This is a genomic window from Brevibacillus jepli (assembly GCF_047229145.1).
Classification (GTDB): domain Bacteria; phylum Bacillota; class Bacilli; order Brevibacillales; family Brevibacillaceae; genus Brevibacillus.
Map to the genome: position 1 here is coordinate 1 of NZ_JBFEFW010000049.1, position 24,086 is coordinate 24,086.

Here is a 24,086-nt window from a genome sequence, read left to right on the forward strand (position 1 = left end):
TTCAAGCTGAGCAAAAAGCTCAAACATAGTTATCTTATTTTCATCAATTCGCGACAACTATCTTGACAAACACCGAGTTCGGCTGCCATCCGGTTTGTAGCGAGACGTTGAGGGTTATTTACCACAAGATCACCACAACTTTCCCCCGGGAAGGAAGTTCGTGTATCCTCCAAGATATTTGGGTACACCCTAGTAACTGGCTCGAGAATTACCTTTCCCCTCCGTTTTACTCCGCAGACAACCTGTCCCCCAAATCCGGAATTAGCGATTAGCTGCTCATCTTCCGGTGTTAAAGCGTGTTTTGGCTTATCCAAAACTTCTACACCTTCAACGCCTGCATCGATCCAGATTAGATCTTCAACTTCGTCGGAGTAGAAGTACTCATCGAAAAGTTGTCGACTACGGTTATTATCTACCATACCAACAAGAATTGGAACAATATCAGTCTTCTTACTTACCTCCGGCACTGCAAAGAGAAGTTTAAGCATGTCGAGGTCTTTTACAAATTCAACTACCCGCTTAACACTAAGGTTGTAAACCTCTCCGTAGCGATCGGCCAAGGCTTCAGCTTTTGGAAGAGAAATGTCTTCAGAATCAAACAACTGATTCGACAAGTTTTTCTTCTCTACTACATCGGCATCCACGAGCGTTAATTCTACAGAAAAGGGTACTCTGTCATATCCATCATAAGCATTTGTGTGTGTTCGCAGAAGTTGACATAAGCCGCGGAAGAAATGGCTACCGTTTGCGCCGCACCCAACCTGGACTATTTGCCAATACGGCCGCTTGTTTGGTTCTACAATGACTAATGGTCTTGGCATTTATATCTCTCCTTAAAATTAATGAAAAAGAGGAAGCGGGGATAAACCCTTCTTCCTCACTCTTTTACTTCATGATAGTTACGCGATCATCCCATTCAGAGGGATACGAGGTTTCGGTATCATCTAAAATGGGGCAATTAAAATACTTCTCGATTGGAAGGCCATTAATGAAGGATCCATTGCACCCCACGCGCAATGATATACTTGGTTCTTGCTCATCCAAGCGGCCAACAACCATATAAAGCATGTACCTCTTCTCATTCTGGTTGTCCACCGATGAGAAATAGGCCTCCATTGTATTATGGCTGTGGATGTGCATAATCGGCAGATATCTGTCCGAGTTCCGACCAATGTATTTATCATCGAACGTTGCGTTGATATGAAACTTCGATACCTCTTGCATAGGGCAATCCAGGATGTATTCTTGTCTCCACATATCCCAATAGATAATTGTCATGACCTCGTTTTGCTCCCATTCCGTACAATATGAACGAAAGAAAGCGAGTGTTTGAATCAGCAGTCTCCCCGGGATTTTAGGTAAGCTGAACTTAAATCCTGGTTTAACTTCATCAAGTGACGGGATAAACTCAGCAGGAACCACCAGTCTGCCCAAATAATTTTCCCGGACTTCATACAATCGACCGTCTCGGCCGGCAATGTATCCATTCGATTGGAAAGATGCTACTTTAAGGTAGTCGCTTATTTTCCAGAAGAATTTGGTCAAACTCATGATTACACCCCCCCTTTTGATGTACCAAAAACATCAGGATAGAGGCGCTTCAGGTCTTTATCGTAATCCCATTTCACTCTTGACTTCGTAAATTCAAAGAAATCTTCTTCCATCTTTTGACGGACTTCTTCAAGTGTTTTTTCATCAGTGTCTGTCATTTCTGGGAATAGGCCGCCTTCACCACCGACTCTAAAGGTTTGTGCAGAATAATGTAGCGTCCAGTCTGCTGTAACCTTTATCTCTTCTTTGGGTTTAGCGGAAGTCGATGGATTGGGAGGTTTTGAATCTTTTTTACCGCCCTTTTTACTATTAGTTGTAGCCGTGGCTGAAGTGGCTCCACAACCATCCTCTTTACCATTATCCTGATCGGAGGTAGCTGTAAAGTCATCATCTCCAAACAGACTGTACTGACCGTCCTTGGAAACAGAAACGACTATCTCCGCAGATGTTTCATGAGAAGGACCAGCCTCTTCTTCAGGTACCGGGTTTGTAGGCTCTGTAATAGCTGCTTCATTAACCTGTGCTGGCGACTCCAGTTTTGGCGGAGCGGGATCAGCATTCTCAAACACACCTTCCAACGCGACCTGGTTCTCAATTACCTCAGTAGAAACCAGCTCAAAGTCATTCTCAGATGATTTAGTGCCTTCCTGATCATCATCATCAAAATTTTTGTAGATGTCATCCATCAATTTGTCAAATGCACTCATTCTTCATTTCTCCTTTGTTGGTAATTATTGATCACTCGATCTTATTGAAAGTAAATTACTCTTCGTCGTATTCAGGATCATTAAACTCATCAAACTCGTCAAAATCCTGATCGTCTACGTCCACCTCATCCTCTTCGTCCAGCTGCTCTACTGTTTCCACGGGTTTCTCATCGTGTTGGTTCATCTCAAAATGATCGCCAAACGTGAGTCCAGTCCTCTCCAGCAAACTGTCATCAAAATCCCTATCTTGTAAGGTTGAGAACAGTTCACGGAGATTTTTCCCGCGGTACAAATGATCGTTTGAAGGTGACTTCAGGAACAATAATGGAAGTGTTTCCAACTGATTGAGTTGCTTCAAACGAAATTTGTATAGATCTGGCCAACAAGTCGAAAAGTTTTCATGAACATTTGAAAATGGAAAACGATACAATTCAGTTGACGCGCTCAGCCTAATATCCTTGATAGCGTAGACTTTGCACGTAGATATCTTTTCGCCATTGACGTAAAAGACGAAAAGCATCTTGGGATGACCAACAGATTTATAGGAATCTTTATGATAAATCGTGTCTATTTTCTGCCGATCAATCTCCAAACAAACTATTTGGGTTCCATCCAATTGTGCCTGATAGAAGACTGTATTTCTCGGAAGAATAGGAGTCTTTACGATTTTTTGTCTGCCAATGTACGGAGCCAACACTTTTTGGATCCAGTGCGGCCGTGCTTTTCCAGACAAAACCTCAAACATTGACTCTAAAATGGCAATGTCCTGCTCCAATTTCGCTCGTTTTAGCAACTCTTGAAGTACCTGGTTTACAAAGTCTCCAGATGCGGACGTAATCCGCACATTTTCAAGAAGTACCAAAAAAAGCTTATTAAAGTCAGAAGCCGACGGCTCATCCAAAGTGGTAATTCGATACAGTAAGAGCTGTAGGAGCTTAGCTATACTCTTCGGCTCGATCTTGCTCATATCAAACTTCTCAACAATCGCCTTAAAAAGGCTTGCAATAAACGGCATGTCCTTTTCCACCTGCACTCTTTCCAAAAACGCTGAAAGTACAACTGCAGGTGTCGTGCCGCTATAATTTTCAATTACTTTTTGGAGAGCATCTTCAAACATTTCATGTCTGTGCAGCAACTCCACAACATCCTCAGTTTCAACCATGTCAAGTAAGTTAACGAGCAGGTCATCGATGTTAACTTTTTTGGCCATTACTCTTAACCCGTTATCCCAGGACTCAACGGTTGCTACTTCGGTGTCATCTACTAGACGAATAACCGTCTCCTGTTTACTAAGCAACTTCGTCATCGCAGTTTGCCTCCTGGTCATTTTGACGATTACTCCACTCATGAACCGCTTCTTCAAGTTGAACCTTTAGGTCCTGATAACGCTTGAAGATCTCATGAAAAAATCCGTCAAAACCGAGGACCATTATTCTTAATCCCCCCGGAATGAACGTTCCCTCTACACTCATGTCGCAGTCGTCGCAATAGATCTCTGCAATTGATTCTGCTAATTTAGTATGGTGCTTTTGTATCTCCTCGTTTTCACCAAAAATAGCAAGAAGATCTTGCCACTTTTGTATGAGTGGTGATTGGAAATCAAAAGCAAATCGATAATCCATTGAAAGTGGAGCATCCTCTGCCGGTGGTTCATCGTAGACAAAGTCTGTGCTTCCAAATAAAAAAGAGACTCCTTTTTCAAACAAGGACCCTCCCCCAGCATGATAATAATTTCCAACAAAATAGGTATCACCCGGTAAACTTAATCCGGAATCGTACAGCCGCTTGGCAATGATGAGATTATCAATGGTACTAACAATCTGCATTTTCGAATCGAAGGATAAAAATAGGCTTTTAGCCATTCGAGCTCCTCCCCTTTAAATGAGTCGCTTCTTCTTATAATTTTGAGGCTTGGTTGTCCTCAAAATGTTTCTGAAGTGCGCGTGCCGGTTGATTAATGTAATGGCGTTATCATGGTTAACCCCATCATCTTCTCCGTAATCATCCGGTTCATAATAAAGGATTTCATTCAATGCTCGCTCAGCGTGATCATAGGTAAAGGACGAAAGGTCAACTTCACCTAAATGCGTAGCAGGGGAGTAAAAAGCGAGGTGAATTACCTTCATCGCACCCTCTAACAATTCTGCTGATCGATCTGACATAGTATTGGCACTTAATTGGTCAAACACATTCTCCATTTTTAATCGTAACTTCATTTTTTGTCCCTCCTTTCGTAATGTGGTCAATGATTGTTGGTTGTTTTTGGGCAAAAAAAATACCACCGCCCAAATCAATGACCAAAAGACCCAAAATGGGAATGACTACAAGATTCCTGTAGTTTTGGTCACTCATTTGAGAGTGGATTCAGAGACTGTTATTCTTCCATAGACGCTTGTCAGGAAGTAGAAAAACGTGTAACTTAATTGGAATATATAAGTAGTTTATCACTTCTAAGAGAAGGAGAAAAGCCCTGAAAAAAGCATTTCTCTGGGCTTTATCAAGTATCAGTCCTCAGGACCTTCCGAATTCCAATCACCAAACCATAAGTTCATAAGATAAGCACAACTGGCTTCCATATGTCCGTGTTCTGATTCAAAGGATTTCATTATGGCAAGAATATGTCTCCCAGCCCTTTGGGGGGACTATACCCTCAAGCGTTTCGATTGTGCCTGGTGCCTCTTCGTAGTAAAAGATTTTTGTAAAAAGCTTATTCCACTTCGTGTTCCCTTCTTTGAACTCTACGGGGATGTCTTTCCAATTAGAAAGAGGCTCTGTCATGTTACGGCCACCAAAATATATTTACGTTTTTAACCATTTCTCCCCATCTTCAGATTACTTAATGTGATGAATTTGTCTAATTACTTAGAATGCATTCTACTTTGTCCATATCTGGGTCAGAAAAACAGCCGCATCCTCCGATGTCGTATAGGTCTATCTGTTTTGGAGTTCGCTCATCATCGTAGTTAAAATCCCTGATGGGATATGGTTTACCCTTTTTCTTCATGAAACTATACTGTCTGACCTTCATGTATTCCCCAGTTGCACCAGCTGCCGGATGAATATAAAGCTTTGGCTTCTCTGCTCTCCCATAGAAGTAGTCCCTGTACGCATAGTCCAGCTCCTGCAGCATGATTTCCTGTACATGTGGAGGTATCCTGTCCTCCTCCGGAACCCTTTTATCTGTGATATATCTGAAAGCTGAGACACATACCTTCAGGTGATGTTCTTGCTCCATAATTTTCAGGAATACGTCCGGCATCTTCTGCTTGAGGTTCTTGTAGTGCCCCTGGCCAGCTTTTACGCAGCAACCGTTGCAGTTATTATGCGAGAATCCCAGCTCGTATAGAATCGGTTTCCGGATACCATGTTTTTTCAGAACAGCATCGTTATCAATTACATAATCAATTAAAGGCATTTCTACTTTAAACGGCTGCCAGTTTTTCCATATCGGTCCTTGTCGATGCATTTCTTCGAAGCCTATGCCAAAGTACAAAATAGCTTCGGTTACGAAATCCTCTGCCTTAAGGTACTGCTTATTTCGCCACTTCTCAATGGACGGCTTTTTACCTCTTTTGAGAAAATCAGCTGCTACTTGAATTTTTAATACCTTAGAGCAGTCCCCGATCATGCTGTTAAACACTAGCTTTTTCTCAAACATTAGCTCTATCGGATTAAGACCCACGCTGTGCGTAAGCATCGGCAGTTCCAGCTTGTCTGAAGCTTCGTCGATGAATCTGTATAAATCATAATTTTCCCAAAGAGTATCTGTGAAATAGAGAACGATATTATCACCAGGATAGTTAGTTTTAACCCAATCGGCAACAGAAAAACTTGAGGTGCCGCCTGAAAAAAATATAATGTGATTTTGGTTTCCCATTGTTTCCTCCTATTAACCGGGAATGATTTTTAACTTGCACCCAGTCTTCCTAAAATAAATAGCCAGGGAGTTTTCCCTGGCTTCATCTACACGATCGAAATACTACTTAATAGTACCGGTCTGCAACTGATCTTCCGATGCTATTTCTTCAAGTGGTGTCACTTGAGGATCAGCCAGAGCAATTAGTTCAGCCAATTTGAGATATGCCTCATCAGCCGTCATTTGAAGTAGTTTTTTCAATTCATATGTTTCAATATAAGAGCCACCATCATTTGTCACCGTAATCGACTGGTCAATTTCACCCGGACGATAGTATCTGATCTCAGACATATACTCACCAAAACCCGATGAACTGCGATCAAAAGGTATACCTGTTTGTACTAACATCTCTTCAAGTTCCTTAAAATACCCATTTCGGGCAAAGTGATCTTCAAAGTACGTCACTCCGTCCTCTTCCGATGCATTATTCAAGTTCCACTCACTAATTTCAGCTTTAATCACTTCCCTAACTTCTTCAGTTATATAACGAGTTGGAATCAAAATACTTGCATAAAAATTATCTGCCATTTTAATCATTTCTCCCTTTTACCGGTATTTTCTCTTTCACTTTTAAAGACTAATCGATGTGAAAGTAACCAGGTATGCCATCACCTGGTTACTCAGTACTTCTTAATTAAGTTAGAAAGCAAAAAAGTAAAGCGTGCTTTCTCGCTATTTTAATTATTATCTCTTGATCTACTTTTTTCGAGATAGTAACTCTCAATTTTGCGCCATCTTCAATCAAATGAGCACTCCCAAAAGTCAATTCTGTATTCATTTCTTCAAGTGCTATTTTCAGTACTTCCCGATCATCGTGGATATAATCTATAATCATCAATTCGTTCCTCCTTAGTTAAATTACTCAACAGCAATATGAGAGTAAGGTAACCCATTGATAAGAACATATTGACAATTATTAATCCAAAGCGGTAACGGGTAAAATTTGTACTTACTTTTTAGCATCTTTAAAAAACCATGAATATCAGTATCTTCAATCTCACCCTTCGTCTTCAGGTCAGCAATCACCGTACTTAATGTCAGCTCCTTGACGCCCTCCGACTTCAATTGGTTATACATTTTCTCAAACTCATTATTCAGCAGCTCTTCAACGTGACGCACTTCTTCTGTAACTTTAGCTGATATACTAATTGATCCATGGAAATAGGTCGTCATTTTACTCTTCTCCCTTTAAAAGGTCATTTTTGTAATGTTATGGCTCATAGGCAAAAAGAGATAATACTCTCCATTTGATCTCAACTCTCGTTGTAGTCCTCGATAGCTTTTCTAGCAATTTCAATGCAATTTTGTAATTCATTTTGACTTAATATTAAGTCCATGCATTGTAATAATTTGCTTACCTGATGACTCATATCATTGTAACCTCCACAAGTCATTACACTTCTTTCATGTGACTCGTAACCCCACTTAATCAGTTCATCTCTCGTCATTTCTTCGAGAGGTTTAAGAAACATCCACGGTTGGGATTGTATATCGCCATAAAGTCCAATAAGATGTTCCTTTATTTCTACAGAGAACTCTTTCATCAAAAATTACTCCTACTCTTTAATATGGTAGTTGTAAGCCATTTCTCAAAAGCAAGATTCAATATGATACCCTTCAAAAAAAGAAACGGAACCATATCTTATAAGCCGGCCGCAACAGTGACAGTACACTCGCTTCTCACCTGGCTTATAAGAATGTTCCGCTTCCACTTGCTCCCCCTGGAGAAAATCCCAGAATTCCGTTTTCTTTTCCACTGTCATTTCATTCCAATCATCAGGTAACCTGGTTATCATGCTGCCTCCCTAATATGCAAATATCCGCTGCTCATTAAAAGTCAACTTGAGGCAACTGCTCGGTCCCATATTAATTGGCTCACTGGTAATCAAAATACCGAAAAAATTAACACTGACACTAGGTTCGATGGATACAGGGTTTCCCCAATCGTTCTCACTATGACGAATATCATAATAGTGAAGATCAGGATCCCGGTTTTCCACTTGAATACGCCCTTCGAAAACACTTGCTTCCTTACCTCTGAACGTAACAGTTCTCCATCCTGTCATGTTCGCACCCACTTTACTTCAGCTTAATAGCTCCAACAACAGTAAGTTTCCTTAACTGTTGTTGTCTCTGAATTTTGCTAAGTGCGATCGCTACCTCACGTTTACTCATTAAAATCTCTCCTTTAAAAATGTATTGTTGGTTGTTTTTGGGCATAAAAAAATCCACTACCCACAACAGAAACCAAACCAGTCTCTCCATACCATGGAGAAAAAGACTACAAAATTGTAGTTTGGTCGCTCTTGTAGAAGCGGATTTTATCATTAATAATATCAGACGCTTGTCCAATACAGGATATAGAATTAAAAATGGTTTAATGATGAAATTATATCACTATTAATGAGAATTTCAAACACTTTTGGATGAAATTTCATAATAAATGGGACAGGATTCCGAAGATTCCTGTCCCCGTATATTTATTTAGACAACATTTTGACTACTTTGTATTTCTTAGTTGACTTAAATGGTGAGGGCGTTGCATATTTGGACAGGTGCTCATCAGACTGCTGGTCAAGTTCAACAAACTCTCTTTGCAGAGCTTCTCCCTCTTTAAGGAGTTTATCAACCGATGGCCAACCAGTTGTTTTTACCGCCATATTAGCTCCCCCTTCCCTCTAAGCTCAGTTTATCATACAACAGAATTAGCGAGCAACAATTCGCGTAAAATGTGACTGCTCGCAGATCTTCTTGAGTAAACCCATTCTCCCGCTCACATTGTAAGCACAAAACGCCTAAAACATCTCCTCCTATGGAGATAGGTAATCCCAATATTGATTTAAATCCATGTTTTGGTCTAAGGTTACCTTGGAAGCGGGGATCGTTCTCGATATCAATTGAGAACTCAATCGTAGGCTCATTTGATTCCCAAACAAATCCTGCGAATCCTTCTCCCTTTTTAAACTTTCTATTAGCAGCGGACTCTGCACTGATTCGGCTATAACTACGCATTACGAGGCACTCCCCATCAACCTGATAGAGCGCGATTGATTTGTCATTATAGTCCCTCTGTAGTATCGTAGTACACTCATTTAGAACGGAGTGAAGCATCGTATCCACAAATTGTGTTTGGCCGCCATTCATAAGCAAATAGGAAGCTGAGCCTAGTAACCGATTCGCATTATCATGATGGCGAATAAAGACTTGCAGGCTCTCTTGGAGTTCCAATAGATTCTCGTGTGTAGCTTTCCCATTTCGTATGACCCTTTGTAATAATAATTTTGTCTTTTGATGCTCACGAAGCAATTGTCGGTACTTGCGCTTAAAGGCATAAGAACCTGGTTCAAAATCCGGATCGTAGAATGGGTTTGCGAAGTCAGTTACTCCTGCTTTGATGTCATCCTCCTTCGCCCTCCAAGTATTGCCGAAATATTGAGTGAGAAGGAATAATAGTGTTCCAAAACCTACCCATTGGAAAATAGTAAACCAATTCCATTCGCGCTCACCCACATAACCCATGACATAATTAATTCCTGCTGCAGCGGGACCACCGACAGCAAACATAATAAACAGCCCAAAAGCAGCCGCCAAAAGGTAACAGAGAAATAATCTCCACTTAGAGATGCCTTTATCCCTATCGTTATTATCAGTGTTCTCTATTACATTATTCTCACTCATATGCAATTCCCCTTTTATAGAAAAGAAGGCGACAGATATGTCACCTTCTTTACATGTTTTTCTGTGTTATTGAGTACCAGAAAATCCTTGATTCTATGAACCTGCTTTGATTTTTCAAGTCTTCCTCTAAAAAAGCGGTGTCAATTTCATACCGCAGCTGCATCGCTGTTCATCATCTTTTGCTAAATTATTGATGAGTAAGCACTTTGAACAATAAAATTCCATGCGTTCCTCATCTTCATTAAAATAGTAGACCTCTTCACTGTTCTGGTTAAATATCCGCGCATCATCTACTTCTCCATCGAAGTTTGCATACAAATTCCTTCTCATCTCTCTCCATAATTCTACAAGATCGGTTCCAATTTCAATTGAACTGATAATGCCTCCATAGCAATATACTGCTATAAAGAATGGTTGATCACAAACTTTTATAGGTGAACTCTCCATTACTTTGTTCATTGTCTTTCTCTCTCCTAGTTATTGTTAGTTATGCGCGATTGCTTTCTAAGCAAACCGTTAAGTTTAGATTATTGAATCCATCCACCAAATAGTTGATAGCCACTTCCGATAAAAAATATGGTCGACGGATATCCCGAAGTAAACTAGCCAAATCCGTATCCAAGATTTGCTGTAAAGACTCCATCAACTCGCCAGGGGTCAGTTTCAAAATTTCAAGGTACGAGACCTTAAAATAATTTCCTTCCCATTTTTTGTACACAATGTAGGCATGTTCTGCGAGCAGTAACAAGTCCTTCATTAGGATCACTTCATTGTTGATAGTGACCATTACTGGCGCTGTGTCAACTGAATATAATTCATTTATTGGCTGCATCATTTCGAATTGCCTCCTTAAAAAGAAAAAAGACCATTCCCGCATTTGAACGGAATTGGTCTTAATCTTCGTCTCGAATATTTGATTTGAAACCATTCGATCATTGTGCCCGGAGTTTCAAAAGAGCGGGTCATTATTCCCTGCCCTTTTCCATCTGGACTCACGTACTTTCACTTGAAAACACCAACATACATTTCTTCCCTTAAATTTCAAGGAAGGAAATACCCTACTGTTATATGTCGGTCCCTTTTAGACTACTGTCGCCAGCAGAATATCAACGATCGTTTCGAGAACCTCTCCCGCTCCCGAAAACTGCTCTGAATCGTGTCGCCAATTTTCAATTAGACTTTTGGCCCTCTTCAGATGCTCATCTATCTCTACATACTGAGAATTCATTTCCAAAACCTCATGCATTTGTTTAATGCAATCCTCGTCTGAAAGCTTATCAGTTGGTAGCCGATAGATATACACTAGCTTCTCCTTTACAGCTTCAGCACTTAAAAACGATGTTTCTTCATGCATCTTAATCTCTCCTTTAAAAGTGATGTTGGTTGTTGAGCGCAAAAAAATAGCACTCAATTTAATAACCAATCAACCCATGTCTTTGGGACACGGGAATGTCTGCTCATTTAAAGAGCTGATTGGTCACTAAATTCAGTGCATTCGTTTACGTGTATTCAAATTAGGCGCTTGCCCAATTGTAGTAATAAGAGTTAAAGAATCTATTTTATGGCATTGTATCACATTTATTGCGTGAAGGGCAATTTCCTAGGCTTTAAAGTAAATGGATCCAGTAGTCTGAAATCAGGAATCTCGAATGAGAATAACTTGCTTCCTTCTTCTGAGTAGATGCCAAAGTTTGATATCCCCTCTAGCTGATCTACCACGATGACTTCACAATTTGGGTTCCCTTTGTATTCAACCTGTCCCTTAAATTCAATGATTGCATTAATGCACATGATTAACAGCCTCCCTTTGGTAAAAAGAAAAAATCACGCTTATTGCAAAGGTCGAATAGAAGTAGCTGCAATGAAACATCTACAGATACCATTCAACCGTTCCAATGAACGTGATTTAAATTACATACACCCAAGAAGGCCCATCCAATAATTTTATTCAGAACGCGTGTCCCGAATAATCAGGAAAATTAAATTGATTAGCAATATCATACACGGTACGTAAACTTCTCTGCAAGTCCAAAAGTTCCCCACCAATTTTTGAGATGAGTAGTTATCCATAGTAAAATAAAGGAAAGAGGTGATATTTCATGAAAGATCATTCCATTAAAAAATCGCTTAAGTTACTCGTAACAATAGCACTTATATCCTATCCAATCTGTTTCGTTATTCAATGGACTACTCCACAATATCAAGCGCTGTCGTCCTATTACGAAATGCTACGTTACCTATGGCATTTCATCCTTGAATATGGCGATTGGATCTTAATTGTTTTCCTAACCTATAAACTGACTGCATCACAGAAAATATATTATCAAGTCGCTGAACAGATGAGGGTAAAACATTTTATTGCTGAGTACTTCCGCTGGGATAATACTCCTTATGTGCCACCCATTTTACTTTACTACCTGATCAAACCCCCTGTCGCACTTTCACCAATCATAAGTGACATTGCACAAAACCGTTTTTATCAAACGATTGTAGATACGTTTCGGTCTCGAGTCTATATACATGCAGATTACAGCGAAGTGAGTCCTGAGAGAAAGCAGCCGTTAATAAAGGTTATTGGAGTCAGCTCCCTTTTTCCCCCTTTCATCGGCTTCTTACTAATAGCGGTTTTCTTCTACTTTCTATACCAACAAAAGCCTGCCGACCAATGGTTTACTGGTTACGAAAGATTTGCTCTTCCATTTCTGGTTGCAGTTTCTTGGTGGAACTGCCAATACATTTCCGCTCTTTTAAAATATGGCCAAGGTAAACATATCGAGTTAGACATGATGAATCTCTTTTCTGGATGCCTCCCAAAAACACCTTGGAGAGATGTATTTCCGGATTGCCCTCAAGGAGAAACAATTCTTCATGTCTGGTACAGCGAAAGAGAATATCGGCAACGCTACTGGAACTACATGCATCAAATACCCATAACAGATCAGATGATTTACAATTCTCCCTTCTTGCCGCCATTCCCATATCCGGCCAAAGAAATACCAGCATGGACTGACCAGTCGAACGAATTCTACTCCCAAAAAATTAGCGCAATTGAACAAAAACAGCTTCAACATAATCGTCAAGCTGCCAAACAATCAAAGGGCAAAGTAGTTGTATTCAATAAACGTAAAGTATGAATCCACTCCTAAATGGAGTGGATTTTTTTGTCCCAACACTACTATGTACAATCTCAGTAATAAAAATTGGGGTGATAATTTTGAGGGGAAGCTTTTACTACTGGATCCCGGTCATGCAATTGGATGAATTACAAACCTTCCTTGCTGCACACGATATTACTTTTCATATCGGTTTTGGAAACTGTACCTATATTTTAAAAAACCATGTAGCAATCATCTTCCCAGATCTTCCCGTAAGAAAGTACGCAAAGGTCCATGAGTGTTTCGGTAGAGTTGGTCACCCTTTCTTTGATGGGAATGATTAAAACCCTTGATTTCACACCAAGGAAATCAATTTAAATGATTTTCGCAACTTTATACCTATTGCTTGCGTCTTTCACATAACCGATACCTAAAATGGGCATTATTTCATTTTTTTGTATGGATTGGATATCAGTCACCGGGGATCAATTTGCATATCTTCCATCTGTATAGAAACTACAGAGAGGAGGAAACTGTATGCCCAAAGATATTACGATCCAGAAGTCGAATGCGGAACGCAAGACCTACGTCGTAGCAGGCGCCATTTTGTCATGTAGCCAGGGAAGTCGGCCAAGTCGATTAAAAATGCCATTTAGCCATGGTTTTTTTGTAAAAGGCAAGCCGCAAATGAACATCATGGATTTCGTTCCAACGGCGAATATCAACCCATTTGGAATGTGCAGCAGCCTCAAAAATCCAACAGTTGCGTCAGCTACAGCAGCGAACAATGGTGTCCTCACGCCCATGCCATGCGTACCTCTCACTACGATGCCGTGGATCGATGGCAAAGCGGACACACTTGTCGACGGATTCCCGGCATTATTGAACAAGTCCACGAATATGTGTATCCACTGTGGACTCATAAAAATTGAAAATGATGGACAGGATTTGGGCGGCGTGACGATTGCAAGTGGTTCAGTACCACCCAATATCGTCCCGGCAGTAGGAGCAGTGTCGTCGGCATCCGAGCAACCCATTAGTGTGCCAAATCTCGTGCCATCGGTTGGAACAGTTTCATCAAAGCGAAGTATGCTGGAAAACTTGATCAAAGGTATTTCTATGCTGGGTGATGTTCCTGCCAATGTAGGAAAGGCGGCAGGCGAACTTCCCAGTGCATTGAACAAAGCCGCAAACGAACTTCCGCGAGGCTTAGATGTAGCGAAAAGGGATTTACCAAAGGGCTTAGAGATCTTTGTCAAAGAAGGCTATATAGACCCCCTAAAGGAAGATTTAAACACGCTGCAAGACGGTCAATTAACGTTTGCTGACGCGGGAGCGCTTGGTGGGATTACCTTATCCGTATTGACGGTTGGACGAAGTAAGCAGATAGCCAACTTGGTAGATGCCGCACACAATGTGAATAAGAGGAAGAATGAAGTCAAAGAACTTTTCCGTACTGGGAACAGTTCAGAAAGAGTGCCTATTGATCCAGCAAAATTTGAACGAATGAAGAAACAGTTCGAGCGACAAGGTGGGGTAATTCTACAAAGTCCTGAAGTAACCGCTCGGCTCGAGAAAAATCAGGCAGAAGCATCTAATATTGGGCCTGAGATTATCATGCATAGAGAGAATCCTACGACTTCAGCTGTATTTGAAGAATTCATTCATTCAACTCAGGCCCGAACAGGTAGGGCGACTGGGAACAACTGGTTGGAGATGGAAATTGAAGCTCAAGAAAAACTGATTAAGTATAGAAAGGCTTATGGAATTCCTAATAATGAGACGAGACAAACGATTAAAGCACTAAGAGAATATAGAAGAGGTTTAAGCGAAAAGTGAGGGGAATATAATGTTTGAACTGGAAATATTAACAGCCGATTTTATACAGGAAGTGAATGTTATTACCGTCGAGGCTAAACTGACGGGCATTATTGATGGACCTTTGGTTAAAATGATCCTTATTGATAAAGAGCAAACGGAGAAGAAGTTTATTCTTAAAGGTCCTATGTTTCTTGATGGTCCTAATGTGAAACGTTCAAAAGATCATCTATATTTAGCGTTTGATAGTAAGGGTCATACTATTGAAGACATAATAGGTAAAACTTTAGTTCCATTAACTGAGTAATAAGTACCGGGGCCTTAGCCGATCTGCATTGCATCAAACCAAAAGTTCCTGAGCTGGCCTCTGGTCAATTCCTCTAGCTCAGATCCATATAGGCGCTCCTTTCGGAAATTCAAGGGCTTCTCTTATGCAGAGAAGCCCTTTTATCAGGAAACCGGTAGGGGTAGTACCAGTGTATGTAACCACTCATTACAAATATTGGATAATCTGCAATATTGGAAGCCTCTAGCAAACGTGCTGTTTGCGCTCGTATTAACTCCGCAATTACTTAATCCTGATAATTCTCAGACAAAAGGTTCAGGAGGAGTAACCCAGAATGGCGCTGAATGGGGAACCTAAAAAGGGCTGTCGATAGGCCCCTAGTAAACTCCTTCTTTAACGAGACTTGCCGCGAAATAAAATTGTGTTATAAGTCTACTTTGGGGTAAACGGAGGAGATGCTCCCTTTACCCCAAAATAAAAACTCGATTTCCTTAGCGTACAGGAAATCGAGTTTTTTATTGGCATTCAAGTTCTTAGCGTGGGTTTTATGTCATTTCGTTGGCGGTACCCCTCGAAGATCTTTTTTTGTATTCCTTAGTCTTAGTCTTTATATCAGTGATCAGCTTTAAAGGGAGAGAGTAATTGTTATTGTGACATTCTTTGTTTGATCGAAACTAGGTTACCGTCTAATTGACTCCCCATCTTTGCAGGGGAGAATGCTCTTATATTGTCATCCATCAAGGTCATGTAGCCAGAATTAGAGTCTACAACATATAAAGATCCGTAGGAAATATTGTTTCGGGGATCAAATCTCCAATAACCTTCGTATCCCGCTGGGATTGTCATGGTATGAGTACTTGCAACGGTAGCTGAACTCACCCAAGTAAATCCTACTCCAGCCTGAATTGCATATTTGGCTTCTGTACCAATACTTCCGCTTCCAGTTATCTCATATCCTTCAGTCCATGAGTAAGATATCTGGAATTCGTCACTTTCTGGTCCTGGGTTTTGTTGGATAATGCTCGCTCTGCCTCCATAAAAAATAGCATCACTATTACTATCTTCTTTATAAACCCAGTAACTAGAACCAGCTAAAGCTTGAATATCGGTATTAACTTTCGGACTTTGATCTTTTTTAAGGTTTTTTTCATTTTCCTCTTGTTTAGCAAGTAAATCGATGTATTCATCAGGAGTCAATTCATCTACGATTTCCCCATTTTCTACCGTATATACCTCTCCAATATACCCCCCCTCTTTTTCATCAAAGTATGCTTTTTCTTTGTCATCGTAAAAAATATGTTTAACCTTTGTGGCTTTCATCTGAGAAGTATCCTCACCATTTTTTGCAAATGCCTGATTACTTCCTCCAAAAGCAAAACAACTTACCAAGAGAGCAAATACAAAAAAAGATGTAAAGAATTTTTTGACGAGCATTTTAAAGCCTCCCTTTGAATTTTATAATCATCTTTTTCTATAGAATTTACCGCCTGCTTATCTATAGAAAAGAGACAATTTACTTGTCTTTCTTAATCCAAGAAAGAGTTAAATAGATTAGCCCAATTATTAGCGAAAGTATACTCAGCGTAAGCAAATTAGATCCAACTCTATCTAACATTGAAGAAAAAGTACCATCTGAGTATTCATTAAACCCGATATGAAAAATTGCAGCTGCAATATACCTAGTACAGTATAGAAGTGAAGCGATTAAGCAAAATATGGCACCTATAGCCTTATTATTCATGCTATCAACTCCCATGTAATTTTTGATATTCGAACCCTTAGAAACATTCCGTTAAATCCAAACATTCCCAATTGTTAATACATGTATATAATTGCATATATAACCATTGCAGTAAATGGTACAAAAGTATTTCTTTATAATAAAACAGAATTATTTGGATAAAGTTACGATGAATAAAAATCCCCTGGGTTCCCAGGGGCTTCCACCATCAAAATATTTTGTTGTATCCAGTAGCTATTATCCGCGACCAGCCAGTTGCTGTTCAGCGAAGCTTACCAGACGCTTGGTAATTTCGCCACCCACACTACCATTTTGACGAGAAGTGGTGTCAGGGCCGAGATTTACACCAAACTCTGCTGCAATCTCATATTTGAGTTGATCCAGAGCTTGGTTAGCTTGTGAAACTAGTGTTTGATTTGAATTTCGATTCGCCATTTATGACTCACCCTTTCATCATGTGGTCATATTATGTGTAACCTGTCTGGGAATATTTACAATGTGTTGTATATAGGTCTTTTTCCCGGTCATTCTACCCCCGTAAGTCATTTACGGGGTGTTTGAAAAAAGCTCGACATTATCAGGTTTGGACCCCGAAAATCATTTTTCCACGTTTCATTAGTGACACTCACGATGCACATTTAATCCAACCGGTATCTTTGTCCAATTTGAACCTCTTTCTTCCAGAATCGATTTAATGAGCAACTTCATAAACAAGAGAGTTGCCCCTATCGGATTACATCAATTTTGGCAACGCCAGCCCGATCACCTTTTCCCCATCTTGGAAGAACAACCCAAGTTTCTCGAGCCGTTTCCATGCGTGTTCGAATTCATCAACCGATATTTCGTGGCAGCGCTGCCGCAAAGTCTCTATGGCGATCGGCTCCGCCATGTGGTGGTATATCGTTGATTCGGTGGTGGTGAGACGGGATATCACCGGTGGCTCTGATCGAGAGTCAAAGATTTCTAGCCCCCCAGTAACTTCCTGATACCAGAGAGAAACTTTGCGCTGCCTCTGGGCACACTTCCACGCGTCGACTGTACGGTCGATCTCAGCGTAAAGTTGGTGCAACAAAGGAGCGTTCTCGAAAGGGATATCAAAGTAATAACAGAAGTCATTCAAATCAAACCCGCTCTCAGCGAGGAATCGCTTAGAAAAGATCAGATCATACGAGGGCTCATATGTGGCCACTGGGATACCAAATCTCGCAGGGTCGGCTTGCAGTGGGGCATACCGAGTGACCTGAATCTGGACCCGCGTCGCAGGGGTGTCAAGGTGAAAGAGGAGTGGCAAGGCTCGGAGCATGGCAGCAATCTCTGCCGGATCGTCATTTGGTAGTCCGTAGAGGATATTCCATCGAACCTGGATGCCATGTCGTTTCCCTAACAAGAGGGTATGAACGTTCTGGACACCGGTGACACCTTTGTCCATTTTCCGAAGCACATCGCTAGAGAAGGACTCTATGCCTGGCTGCACCTCGTCGACCCCAGCTTTCGCCAACAGTGAGACCCGCTCTACGTTCTGATTTGCTTTGATTTCGGCGAATATGCTATAGGGGCTCCCGCGTTCAACCAATTTTGGGAGCAGTGTTTTGAAATACTGGTTAGGCAGGATGTAGTCTGAGAACTGAAATGAGCGGGACCCATAGCGTTCCGCCAAGGTATCCATTACCTCCAGTACCCTCTCTCCGTCACGACTTCGATAGACCAGATCATTGTCATGGATTCCGCAGAAGACACAATGCTTCTTCTGCCCCCACCAGCAGCCACGTGAGTTTTCGATGGGAACGCGACCAACTTCAATTTCGACCTTGTGCTGATCTGAAAGCTGCCTCAAGTCGGCGAAAAAATCATCATAGTTCGGGGCTGGACAGGTATTCATATCAACAGCAGGAGCCATTGCCGTTGTATGAAGTTCACCTGACGCCCCCCTATAAATAATAGATGGTACATCACTTAGTGGGAGTTGGCCAGCCGAAGCGCGTGCGAGTGGGCCCATCACAGGCTCGCCTTCTCCGACGCAGACCACGTCAATGCAGCTGAAGGACCGCAACAGTGCTTCTGACGTCGGTGATCGAACCGCGTAGCCGCCAAGTGCGATCATCTTTTCGGGAGCTCGCTGCTTTACTAGATGTGCCAGAGCTAGGGAGGCGATAGTCTGGTCGAACAAGCAGGTTAATCCAATGAGTGTTGCGTTGGAGTTTGCGATCTGATCGGCCCAGCGGTTGAGCCATTCAGGAATCACTTCCTGGCGAAGACGTAGCAACTCATGCACAACTCCATCGAGTCCACCGTACTGCTTTTCATCGATCAGCTCGTATGTCAGCATTGCATCGGTTTTCAGGCGCAGCCACTGCAGCTGCTTGGTACTTACATTGGGATCGAGCACGCCGCTGAATAGAAAGTCGTTAAGTGCGTAAACGTTGGCCAAGGCGTAATAGCTATTCGCGCGTAGGTGCTCTAGAAGGAAAATGTTCAAGTGAAGAATGCGGCACGGAATTCCTTCTTGATCGAGGATTGCTCGTAAGATGCCGAGTCCAAGACTTGGCTCGGTCAGGCTGGTCCACGGCATGCTAACTAAGACGACGGAGGGGTTGGGCAACACTTTGTCTGAGCACATATCGTAGTACCTCCAGGTCAGAACTTCGTCAGGCCGGAAGAGTCCGTGATAGTTGTCGGCTGATCTTCAACCAGTACGATCACGATAGCCACTGCTACGGCCACCAATACCGGACTCATCTGATAGTTGCCAGTAAGGGCACTTGCCCCGCCGGTGAGAATCCGCTCGATCGCGCTGGTACTGATCTCGGCATTGAGGTGCTGGGCGACCTCGTAGGGACGGGTTGCCCATGTTGAGAGGAAGCGGCCATCCTGAACCACTTGATGAAAGAACTGTACAACTTCGCGTTCGACCGGATCCTCGATTTTGTCAAGTTGAGACGGAGCAAGTCGCTGCACATCTTCAATTGTCCGTTCCGACAACTCCATGCCAAGCCGAGTCGCGATCGCCGCGGGTTCCTCCAGAATATCGCGCACCGAAATTTTCTGCTCACCAGCAGCCCGGATGTAGTCGATAAACTGGTGTTCGAGTACGCCTGCAGCGATCAGATCGTTGACACTCGGCATCTTCTGCGGGGGCCAAGCGAACGGGATCGGTGGCTTGCCTGTGCTGCCGCAGGTGAAGCCACCATCTTCATCCTGATAGACAACTGAATTCTCGCCATCCAGAGGTCCCACAATCTCCTCGATTTCAACCACTAGAAGATTTGAAACTTGATTTAAAAGTTTGCCCATCTCTTGTGCCGGCTTCCCAGACATCCGAGTCATACCGTTAAGTAGGGCCGAGAGCCCACGCAACTGCAGACGTATTGCCGGGTCGAACGGTGGGATCGGGCGCACCCCGTTGGGTCCAATGATCAGCCCTCCACCGTCTCCATTACCAAAGAGAATTAACTTCGCCATGACGGTACCTCCCTATGTTTTTAAATTTCACATTTCGTTAAAGCGATAAATCAAGATAACCCTTATATATGATTACCATATTTTTACACCATAAACTATTAATGCTCTCTTTAAGAGGCGCCTTCTCCTGTTCTAAACGTTGCTGATTCAAAATTGTTTCGGTGATATCATTTTGCTTTTCATCTTGGGAATCATCAATTCTGTCCTTTGTTTGTTTTCTATATTTGACGAGGGTAAGTCGGCTCTATTATATTGAAGGTAGGGAGATCAATTCTCTCCAAATTGAATCTCCTTTTGGTTAATGTGATTGTTGGTTGTTCGGGCGTAAAACGCAGAACGGACGAAAAGGCCTTGCCTGAGAGCTCTCCTCTCTCAGGTACGGCCTTTTCTCATAGAGTAGAAAATATAACAGTCCCTATTTAGGAACTAAATCAATCATATACCTCTTCGCCAATTCAGCCTCATTCACCCCGCTATTGCTCACACGTGCCTGCAATGATTTCAAGAAATCCGCCTGATTAGGCTGACCAAACGCAAGTCGATAAAGAAGAGCAGGATGTCTCCTGCCCTTCTCTATAAATCGAATGTCATCATATTACTGAACAAATATGGTTGATAGCCAACTCAACGTCTTTAGTAATCCAAGAACTCCAATTCCAATAGAAATCAGTTTCCTGACTTTCCGACGAAACCAAAGAATTGCCGCAAATAATAACAGGATTAATATTATTTCATTTTGAAAATCCAAATTAGATCACTCCTCAAAATAAGGTTAGTTGATGAAGCTTCTGGATCGGCTTTATCAATAAAGAAGTTTGGAATCGTCGGTCATAATTCTGCTGAAGCTGATGCACAAGAGTCTGTACATTAAATTGGAGGCACTCCTCCGTCGTCCAATCATCTGGCGCCTTTACTTGGCCGCTTGTGGTTAATAAAGAATGACTCTTCCGTCCCTGCAGCCAGGCACTGCTATCAGAGCTAAACCACGGATAGGTAAACATCAACCGGGAAGAGAGTCCAAGAGCATGAAAGTTTCCTTTAAACCGGTCAAACAATTCCCGGAATATGTGATTTCTCTTCTGTTCTGATAAAAATGCTGACCCGCCGATAGCTACCACTGGCGGATCCAATTTCATGATTTCCTCTAAGTGCTTCCATTCTGACTGAACGTGCCAAACTGGGATGGGAGGAAAATCCACTCCTACTATTTCTATCAGTTCACGGAAATTTGCTTGGCTTTGTTCGGGATTTTTGATCACATCCAACGATAAATACCCCTGAATTTTTTCCTTATGCTTCAGAATGAAAGCAGCATAATCAGATACAGTGATCGGAGAAATATCCTGCCCACTAATTTCCGCCTTGTAGCGGGAATACTCACCTGGGTCAATCAAAATTTGGAGCTTATATTTTTGCGCGTAATACAACCACCACTCGTTAGGATCCGTCCGTACGAAATGATAACTAATAAGGATATGAGTCGCTCCGTTCTCCTTTGCAAGGAGCATGTCCCGCGGAGCCCGGCAAAGTCCGGAAAAGAAGTGAATTTGATCGGTCATACTTAGGCGCCAGTATCCTTTCGGGGTTTTCACCCATTTTGTGATCTTGTGGAAAGCAAGTCGCAGCAATCCAAAAAGAGCGCTATTAAATCTGGTGAAGGTCTCCAATTGCTTCCGGATTACTGTCCTGCAATGATAAAAGAAGCAAATAGCCTCTTTAATTTTTTGCCGGGCAATTCGGTTAACTCCTTTTCTCGTACGAATAAGGACATAGTCAGCTGTTACTGCTTCCACACTGTTCCTACTCCCAAGGACTGTGTTGTACTTTTTTCCTTCCTTAATGTCTCGGAAAAATCTTCGATACACATCTCTCGTATTCATAAATTTTCCCCTTTGATAAAATTAAGCCCGACATTATGCCGGGCTTCACTCTCTTTCCGAAACTTATTCCTATGCTTCCTCCACGAACTTAAATGTGCTACGTGGTGTTGACCACTTAGCTTGTGTTCGTAAAACTCCTGTTGCGTCACCCTCGATCAAATCTTTAATAGCCTTGGCCTCTAATTTGGTTAATGTTAACAAGTCAATCCCATGCTCCTGCGCATACTGGCGAATGATGCTCATATCGATGCTTGGGTTTGCCTCGCCTCTTACGTGAGTCCATCTACCGCCTCTTACTTGAACGGGACCATTTTGCTTTTCGAAAGCCTTCAGGCCGTCCTTCATCCGCTTTATTGCCAACTCTTGTGCCAAGAGGTATTCGCCAATTGCCTTTGCTTCAGCATCGTCCTTGGGATATCCATTGGTAGGCAAACCATTTATTAATCCGCCTGCACACAAAGCCGCTCTGCTGCAGAATTCACAATTTGAACGGTTCGTTGTCATCTTCCAGTCGTCAATGTTCGTTGGATCCTTCGCCTCAATTTTACGGATAAGCTCAACAGCCCACACTCTTGCTTCGTTCATAATCTCATCGGTCAATACGATTTCAGAATCATCTTCATCTGAACAACGGGGAAAGATGAGAATGCCCTTATAGTTACTCGGTACGTACCCGCCGCGCATTTCCTTATACATCATGCCGTATAACGGAAGTTGCTTAGTAGCGGTAGCAGAAAAGGGGTACCAGCTCGTTTTGAAATCCCAAATAGCCAATGTATCTGATGCAGGATCATCCAGTACGATATCAAGGTATCCCTGTATCTCCCGGTCAACTTCCGCCAAATTGATTTTTAGGTGCATTTCTGAAAAAATGTCTGCGTGCTCACCATGGCATTGTGCGATTCTACGAGACATTTTCTTAACCATATTAATGAGAAAGTAATCACGCTCTCCATCTGGTAAGCCATTTTGTTTATAGATTGCGATAAAAACGGCGTCCTCAGGAGAATATCCTTCGTTAATGTGAATGGATATAGCTTCATGAAAGATCTTTCCAACGCGTGCCGGTAACCCACTTGGCTCCGGGCGTCCTTCAATGTATTTGTGGAAATAGGCACGATCGCATTTTTCAGCTAGATTTAACTGGCTGTGACTATACACTCTTTTCTTCACGACTTCCATCAAAACATAGCCTCCCTAAAAAATGGAACAGGGCCAATTCAATCGTTGGCCCTGTCCTCACTCTTCCGAGTATTACAGTTTTTTATCCAAATAATGCGTATGTAACGATTCCCGCTACTACAGTGCAAACACTATAAATAAAGATCGCTGCTGCATTAATTTTGTTCAAGTCCCTTCCCTCCAAAATGATCTAATGTTGTGATACAAAAAGGCTTCCTCCAAAAATGGAAAGGAAGCCTTTCATATTACTCCAAACGATGTGCTCTCTTCTAAAAAGGGAGGTCATCATCGCTTATGTTAATTAAAATACCCTCACCGATAAACGGGTCATTTCCAGCTGCAAAAGGATCGTTACTTTTACTTCCTACATGTTCGCCTCGATTAACAGAAGTACCGGTAAGATTGTGATTATCATTTCTGCCGGTCTTGTCTGCACGGACAATAGGATTGGAATCAACAAAGAAGAACTTATCACCAATGATCTCCCAAATTTTCACTCTTCTCCCCTCTTTATTATCATAGGAGCGGGATTGTAAACGACCCTGTACTTGGATTGCTCTCCCTTTTTTAAAGTAATTAGCAACCAACTCAGCCGTTTGTCTCCAAAAGATAACGTCTAAATAATCGGTTTCTTTCTGACCTTGAGGCCCAGGAAGTTCCCTGTCGATTGCCACAGTGATTTTACAAACAGCAACTCCATTTGATGACAATAGGTAAAACTTTGGCATGTGCGCCTCCGTCTTTTCCCCTGTCCCAAACCGTACGTGCAAGTT

Annotated in this window: 27 protein-coding genes and 1 pseudogene; 3 read left to right on the plus strand and 25 right to left on the minus strand. The window is 41.9% G+C overall.

Features of this window, described 5'->3' with window-relative positions:
• Positions 1-29 precede the first annotated feature (29 nt).
• The 18 genes from AB1L17_RS29885 to AB1L17_RS29970 form a co-directional block, all read right to left on the minus strand.
• On the minus strand, positions 30-821 hold the full coding sequence (locus tag AB1L17_RS29885; RefSeq protein ID WP_412848576.1) for a ThiF family adenylyltransferase: 792 nt from the start codon (positions 819-821) through the stop codon (positions 30-32).
• A 64-nt stretch (positions 822-885) separates the two neighbouring features.
• Positions 886-1,551 (minus strand): Mov34/MPN/PAD-1 family protein, encoded by a 666-nt coding sequence (locus AB1L17_RS29890; RefSeq protein ID WP_412848575.1) that lies wholly within the window; start codon positions 1,549-1,551, stop codon positions 886-888.
• 2 nt (positions 1,552-1,553) lie between these two features.
• A complete protein-coding gene (locus AB1L17_RS29895) occupies positions 1,554-2,258 on the minus strand; it encodes a hypothetical protein (protein WP_412848574.1) in 705 nt (234 codons plus the stop codon).
• A gap of 55 nt (positions 2,259-2,313) precedes the next feature.
• Positions 2,314-3,564, minus strand: coding sequence for a hypothetical protein (locus AB1L17_RS29900; RefSeq protein ID WP_412848573.1), 1,251 nt, complete (start codon positions 3,562-3,564; stop codon positions 2,314-2,316).
• Positions 3,548-4,120, minus strand: coding sequence for a hypothetical protein (locus tag AB1L17_RS29905; RefSeq protein ID WP_412848572.1), 573 nt, complete (start codon positions 4,118-4,120; stop codon positions 3,548-3,550). Before AB1L17_RS29905 ends, AB1L17_RS29900 begins: the two co-directional genes overlap by 17 nt.
• A 15-nt stretch (positions 4,121-4,135) precedes the next feature.
• Entirely contained in the window at positions 4,136-4,474 is a 339-nt protein-coding gene (locus AB1L17_RS29910) for a hypothetical protein (RefSeq protein WP_412848571.1), read from the minus strand.
• 638 nt (positions 4,475-5,112) lie between these two features.
• Positions 5,113-6,135 (minus strand): hypothetical protein, encoded by a 1,023-nt coding sequence (locus AB1L17_RS29915; RefSeq protein WP_412848570.1) that lies wholly within the window; start codon positions 6,133-6,135, stop codon positions 5,113-5,115.
• Between the two features lie 102 nt (positions 6,136-6,237).
• Positions 6,238-6,702 carry a hypothetical protein gene (locus AB1L17_RS29920; RefSeq protein WP_412848569.1) on the minus strand — a complete coding sequence of 155 codons (465 nt, stop codon included), beginning with the start codon at positions 6,700-6,702 and terminating at the stop codon, positions 6,238-6,240.
• 106 nt (positions 6,703-6,808) lie between these two features.
• Positions 6,809-7,009 (minus strand): hypothetical protein, encoded by a 201-nt coding sequence (locus AB1L17_RS29925; protein ID WP_412848568.1) that lies wholly within the window; start codon positions 7,007-7,009, stop codon positions 6,809-6,811.
• 23 nt (positions 7,010-7,032) lie between these two features.
• The gene (locus AB1L17_RS29930) at positions 7,033-7,347 is read right to left on the minus strand and encodes a hypothetical protein (RefSeq protein ID WP_412848567.1); all 315 of its coding nucleotides are present in this window, start codon (positions 7,345-7,347) and stop codon (positions 7,033-7,035) included.
• Between the two features lie 80 nt (positions 7,348-7,427).
• The gene (locus tag AB1L17_RS29935) at positions 7,428-7,718 is read right to left on the minus strand and encodes a hypothetical protein (protein ID WP_412848566.1); all 291 of its coding nucleotides are present in this window, start codon (positions 7,716-7,718) and stop codon (positions 7,428-7,430) included.
• Between the two features lie 261 nt (positions 7,719-7,979).
• Positions 7,980-8,240, minus strand: a complete 261-nt coding sequence (locus AB1L17_RS29940; protein ID WP_412848565.1) for an LPD28 domain-containing protein — start codon at positions 8,238-8,240, stop codon at positions 7,980-7,982.
• A gap of 414 nt (positions 8,241-8,654) precedes the next feature.
• The gene (locus tag AB1L17_RS29945; protein ID WP_412848564.1) at positions 8,655-8,834 is read right to left on the minus strand and encodes a hypothetical protein; all 180 of its coding nucleotides are present in this window, start codon (positions 8,832-8,834) and stop codon (positions 8,655-8,657) included.
• A 1-nt stretch (position 8,835) separates the two neighbouring features.
• Entirely contained in the window at positions 8,836-9,852 is a 1,017-nt protein-coding gene (locus tag AB1L17_RS29950) for a GAF domain-containing protein (RefSeq protein ID WP_412848563.1), read from the minus strand.
• 126 nt (positions 9,853-9,978) lie between these two features.
• A complete protein-coding gene (locus AB1L17_RS29955; RefSeq protein ID WP_412848562.1) occupies positions 9,979-10,311 on the minus strand; it encodes a hypothetical protein in 333 nt (110 codons plus the stop codon).
• 28 nt (positions 10,312-10,339) lie between these two features.
• Complete coding sequence (locus tag AB1L17_RS29960; protein ID WP_412848561.1) at positions 10,340-10,687, minus strand: hypothetical protein; 348 nt, start codon at positions 10,685-10,687, stop codon at positions 10,340-10,342.
• Positions 10,688-10,933: 246 nt separating this feature from the next.
• Positions 10,934-11,206, minus strand: coding sequence for a hypothetical protein (locus tag AB1L17_RS29965; protein ID WP_412848560.1), 273 nt, complete (start codon positions 11,204-11,206; stop codon positions 10,934-10,936).
• Positions 11,207-11,430: 224 nt separating this feature from the next.
• Positions 11,431-11,643, minus strand: a complete 213-nt coding sequence (locus AB1L17_RS29970; RefSeq protein WP_412848559.1) for a hypothetical protein — start codon at positions 11,641-11,643, stop codon at positions 11,431-11,433.
• A gap of 308 nt (positions 11,644-11,951) precedes the next feature.
• Here AB1L17_RS29970 and AB1L17_RS29975 point away from each other — a divergent pair, with 308 nt between their 5' ends.
• From AB1L17_RS29975 to AB1L17_RS29985, 3 genes and pseudogenes are all read left to right on the plus strand, one after another.
• Positions 11,952-12,986, plus strand: coding sequence for a hypothetical protein (locus AB1L17_RS29975; RefSeq protein WP_412848558.1), 1,035 nt, complete (start codon positions 11,952-11,954; stop codon positions 12,984-12,986).
• 498 nt (positions 12,987-13,484) lie between these two features.
• Positions 13,485-13,898 (plus strand): annotated as a pseudogene (locus AB1L17_RS29980) (DUF4280 domain-containing protein); the annotation flags it as partial.
• Positions 13,899-14,796: 898 nt separating this feature from the next.
• On the plus strand, positions 14,797-15,072 hold the full coding sequence (locus tag AB1L17_RS29985) for a hypothetical protein (protein WP_412848557.1): 276 nt from the start codon (positions 14,797-14,799) through the stop codon (positions 15,070-15,072).
• A gap of 624 nt (positions 15,073-15,696) precedes the next feature.
• Here the strand turns inward: AB1L17_RS29985 and AB1L17_RS29990 are convergent.
• The 7 genes from AB1L17_RS29990 to ssb form a co-directional block, all read right to left on the minus strand.
• On the minus strand, positions 15,697-16,485 hold the full coding sequence (locus AB1L17_RS29990; RefSeq protein WP_412848556.1) for a hypothetical protein: 789 nt from the start codon (positions 16,483-16,485) through the stop codon (positions 15,697-15,699).
• A gap of 544 nt (positions 16,486-17,029) precedes the next feature.
• Entirely contained in the window at positions 17,030-17,227 is a 198-nt protein-coding gene (locus tag AB1L17_RS29995) for an alpha/beta-type small acid-soluble spore protein (protein ID WP_412848555.1), read from the minus strand.
• Between the two features lie 298 nt (positions 17,228-17,525).
• Positions 17,526-19,409 carry a RiPP maturation radical SAM C-methyltransferase gene (locus AB1L17_RS30000; protein ID WP_412848554.1) on the minus strand — a complete coding sequence of 628 codons (1,884 nt, stop codon included), beginning with the start codon at positions 19,407-19,409 and terminating at the stop codon, positions 17,526-17,528.
• Positions 19,410-19,426: 17 nt separating this feature from the next.
• Positions 19,427-20,251, minus strand: a complete 825-nt coding sequence (locus AB1L17_RS30005) for a hypothetical protein (protein WP_412848553.1) — start codon at positions 20,249-20,251, stop codon at positions 19,427-19,429.
• 761 nt (positions 20,252-21,012) lie between these two features.
• On the minus strand, positions 21,013-22,044 hold the full coding sequence (locus AB1L17_RS30010) for a hypothetical protein (protein ID WP_412848552.1): 1,032 nt from the start codon (positions 22,042-22,044) through the stop codon (positions 21,013-21,015).
• A gap of 156 nt (positions 22,045-22,200) precedes the next feature.
• Positions 22,201-23,313: a PD-(D/E)XK nuclease family protein gene (locus AB1L17_RS30015; protein WP_412848577.1), complete on the minus strand. Its 1,113-nt coding sequence runs from the start codon at positions 23,311-23,313 to the stop codon at positions 22,201-22,203.
• Positions 23,314-23,582: 269 nt separating this feature from the next.
• A partial coding sequence (ssb, locus tag AB1L17_RS30020; protein ID WP_412848551.1) for a single-stranded DNA-binding protein occupies positions 23,583-24,086 on the minus strand: 504 nt, incomplete at its 5' end.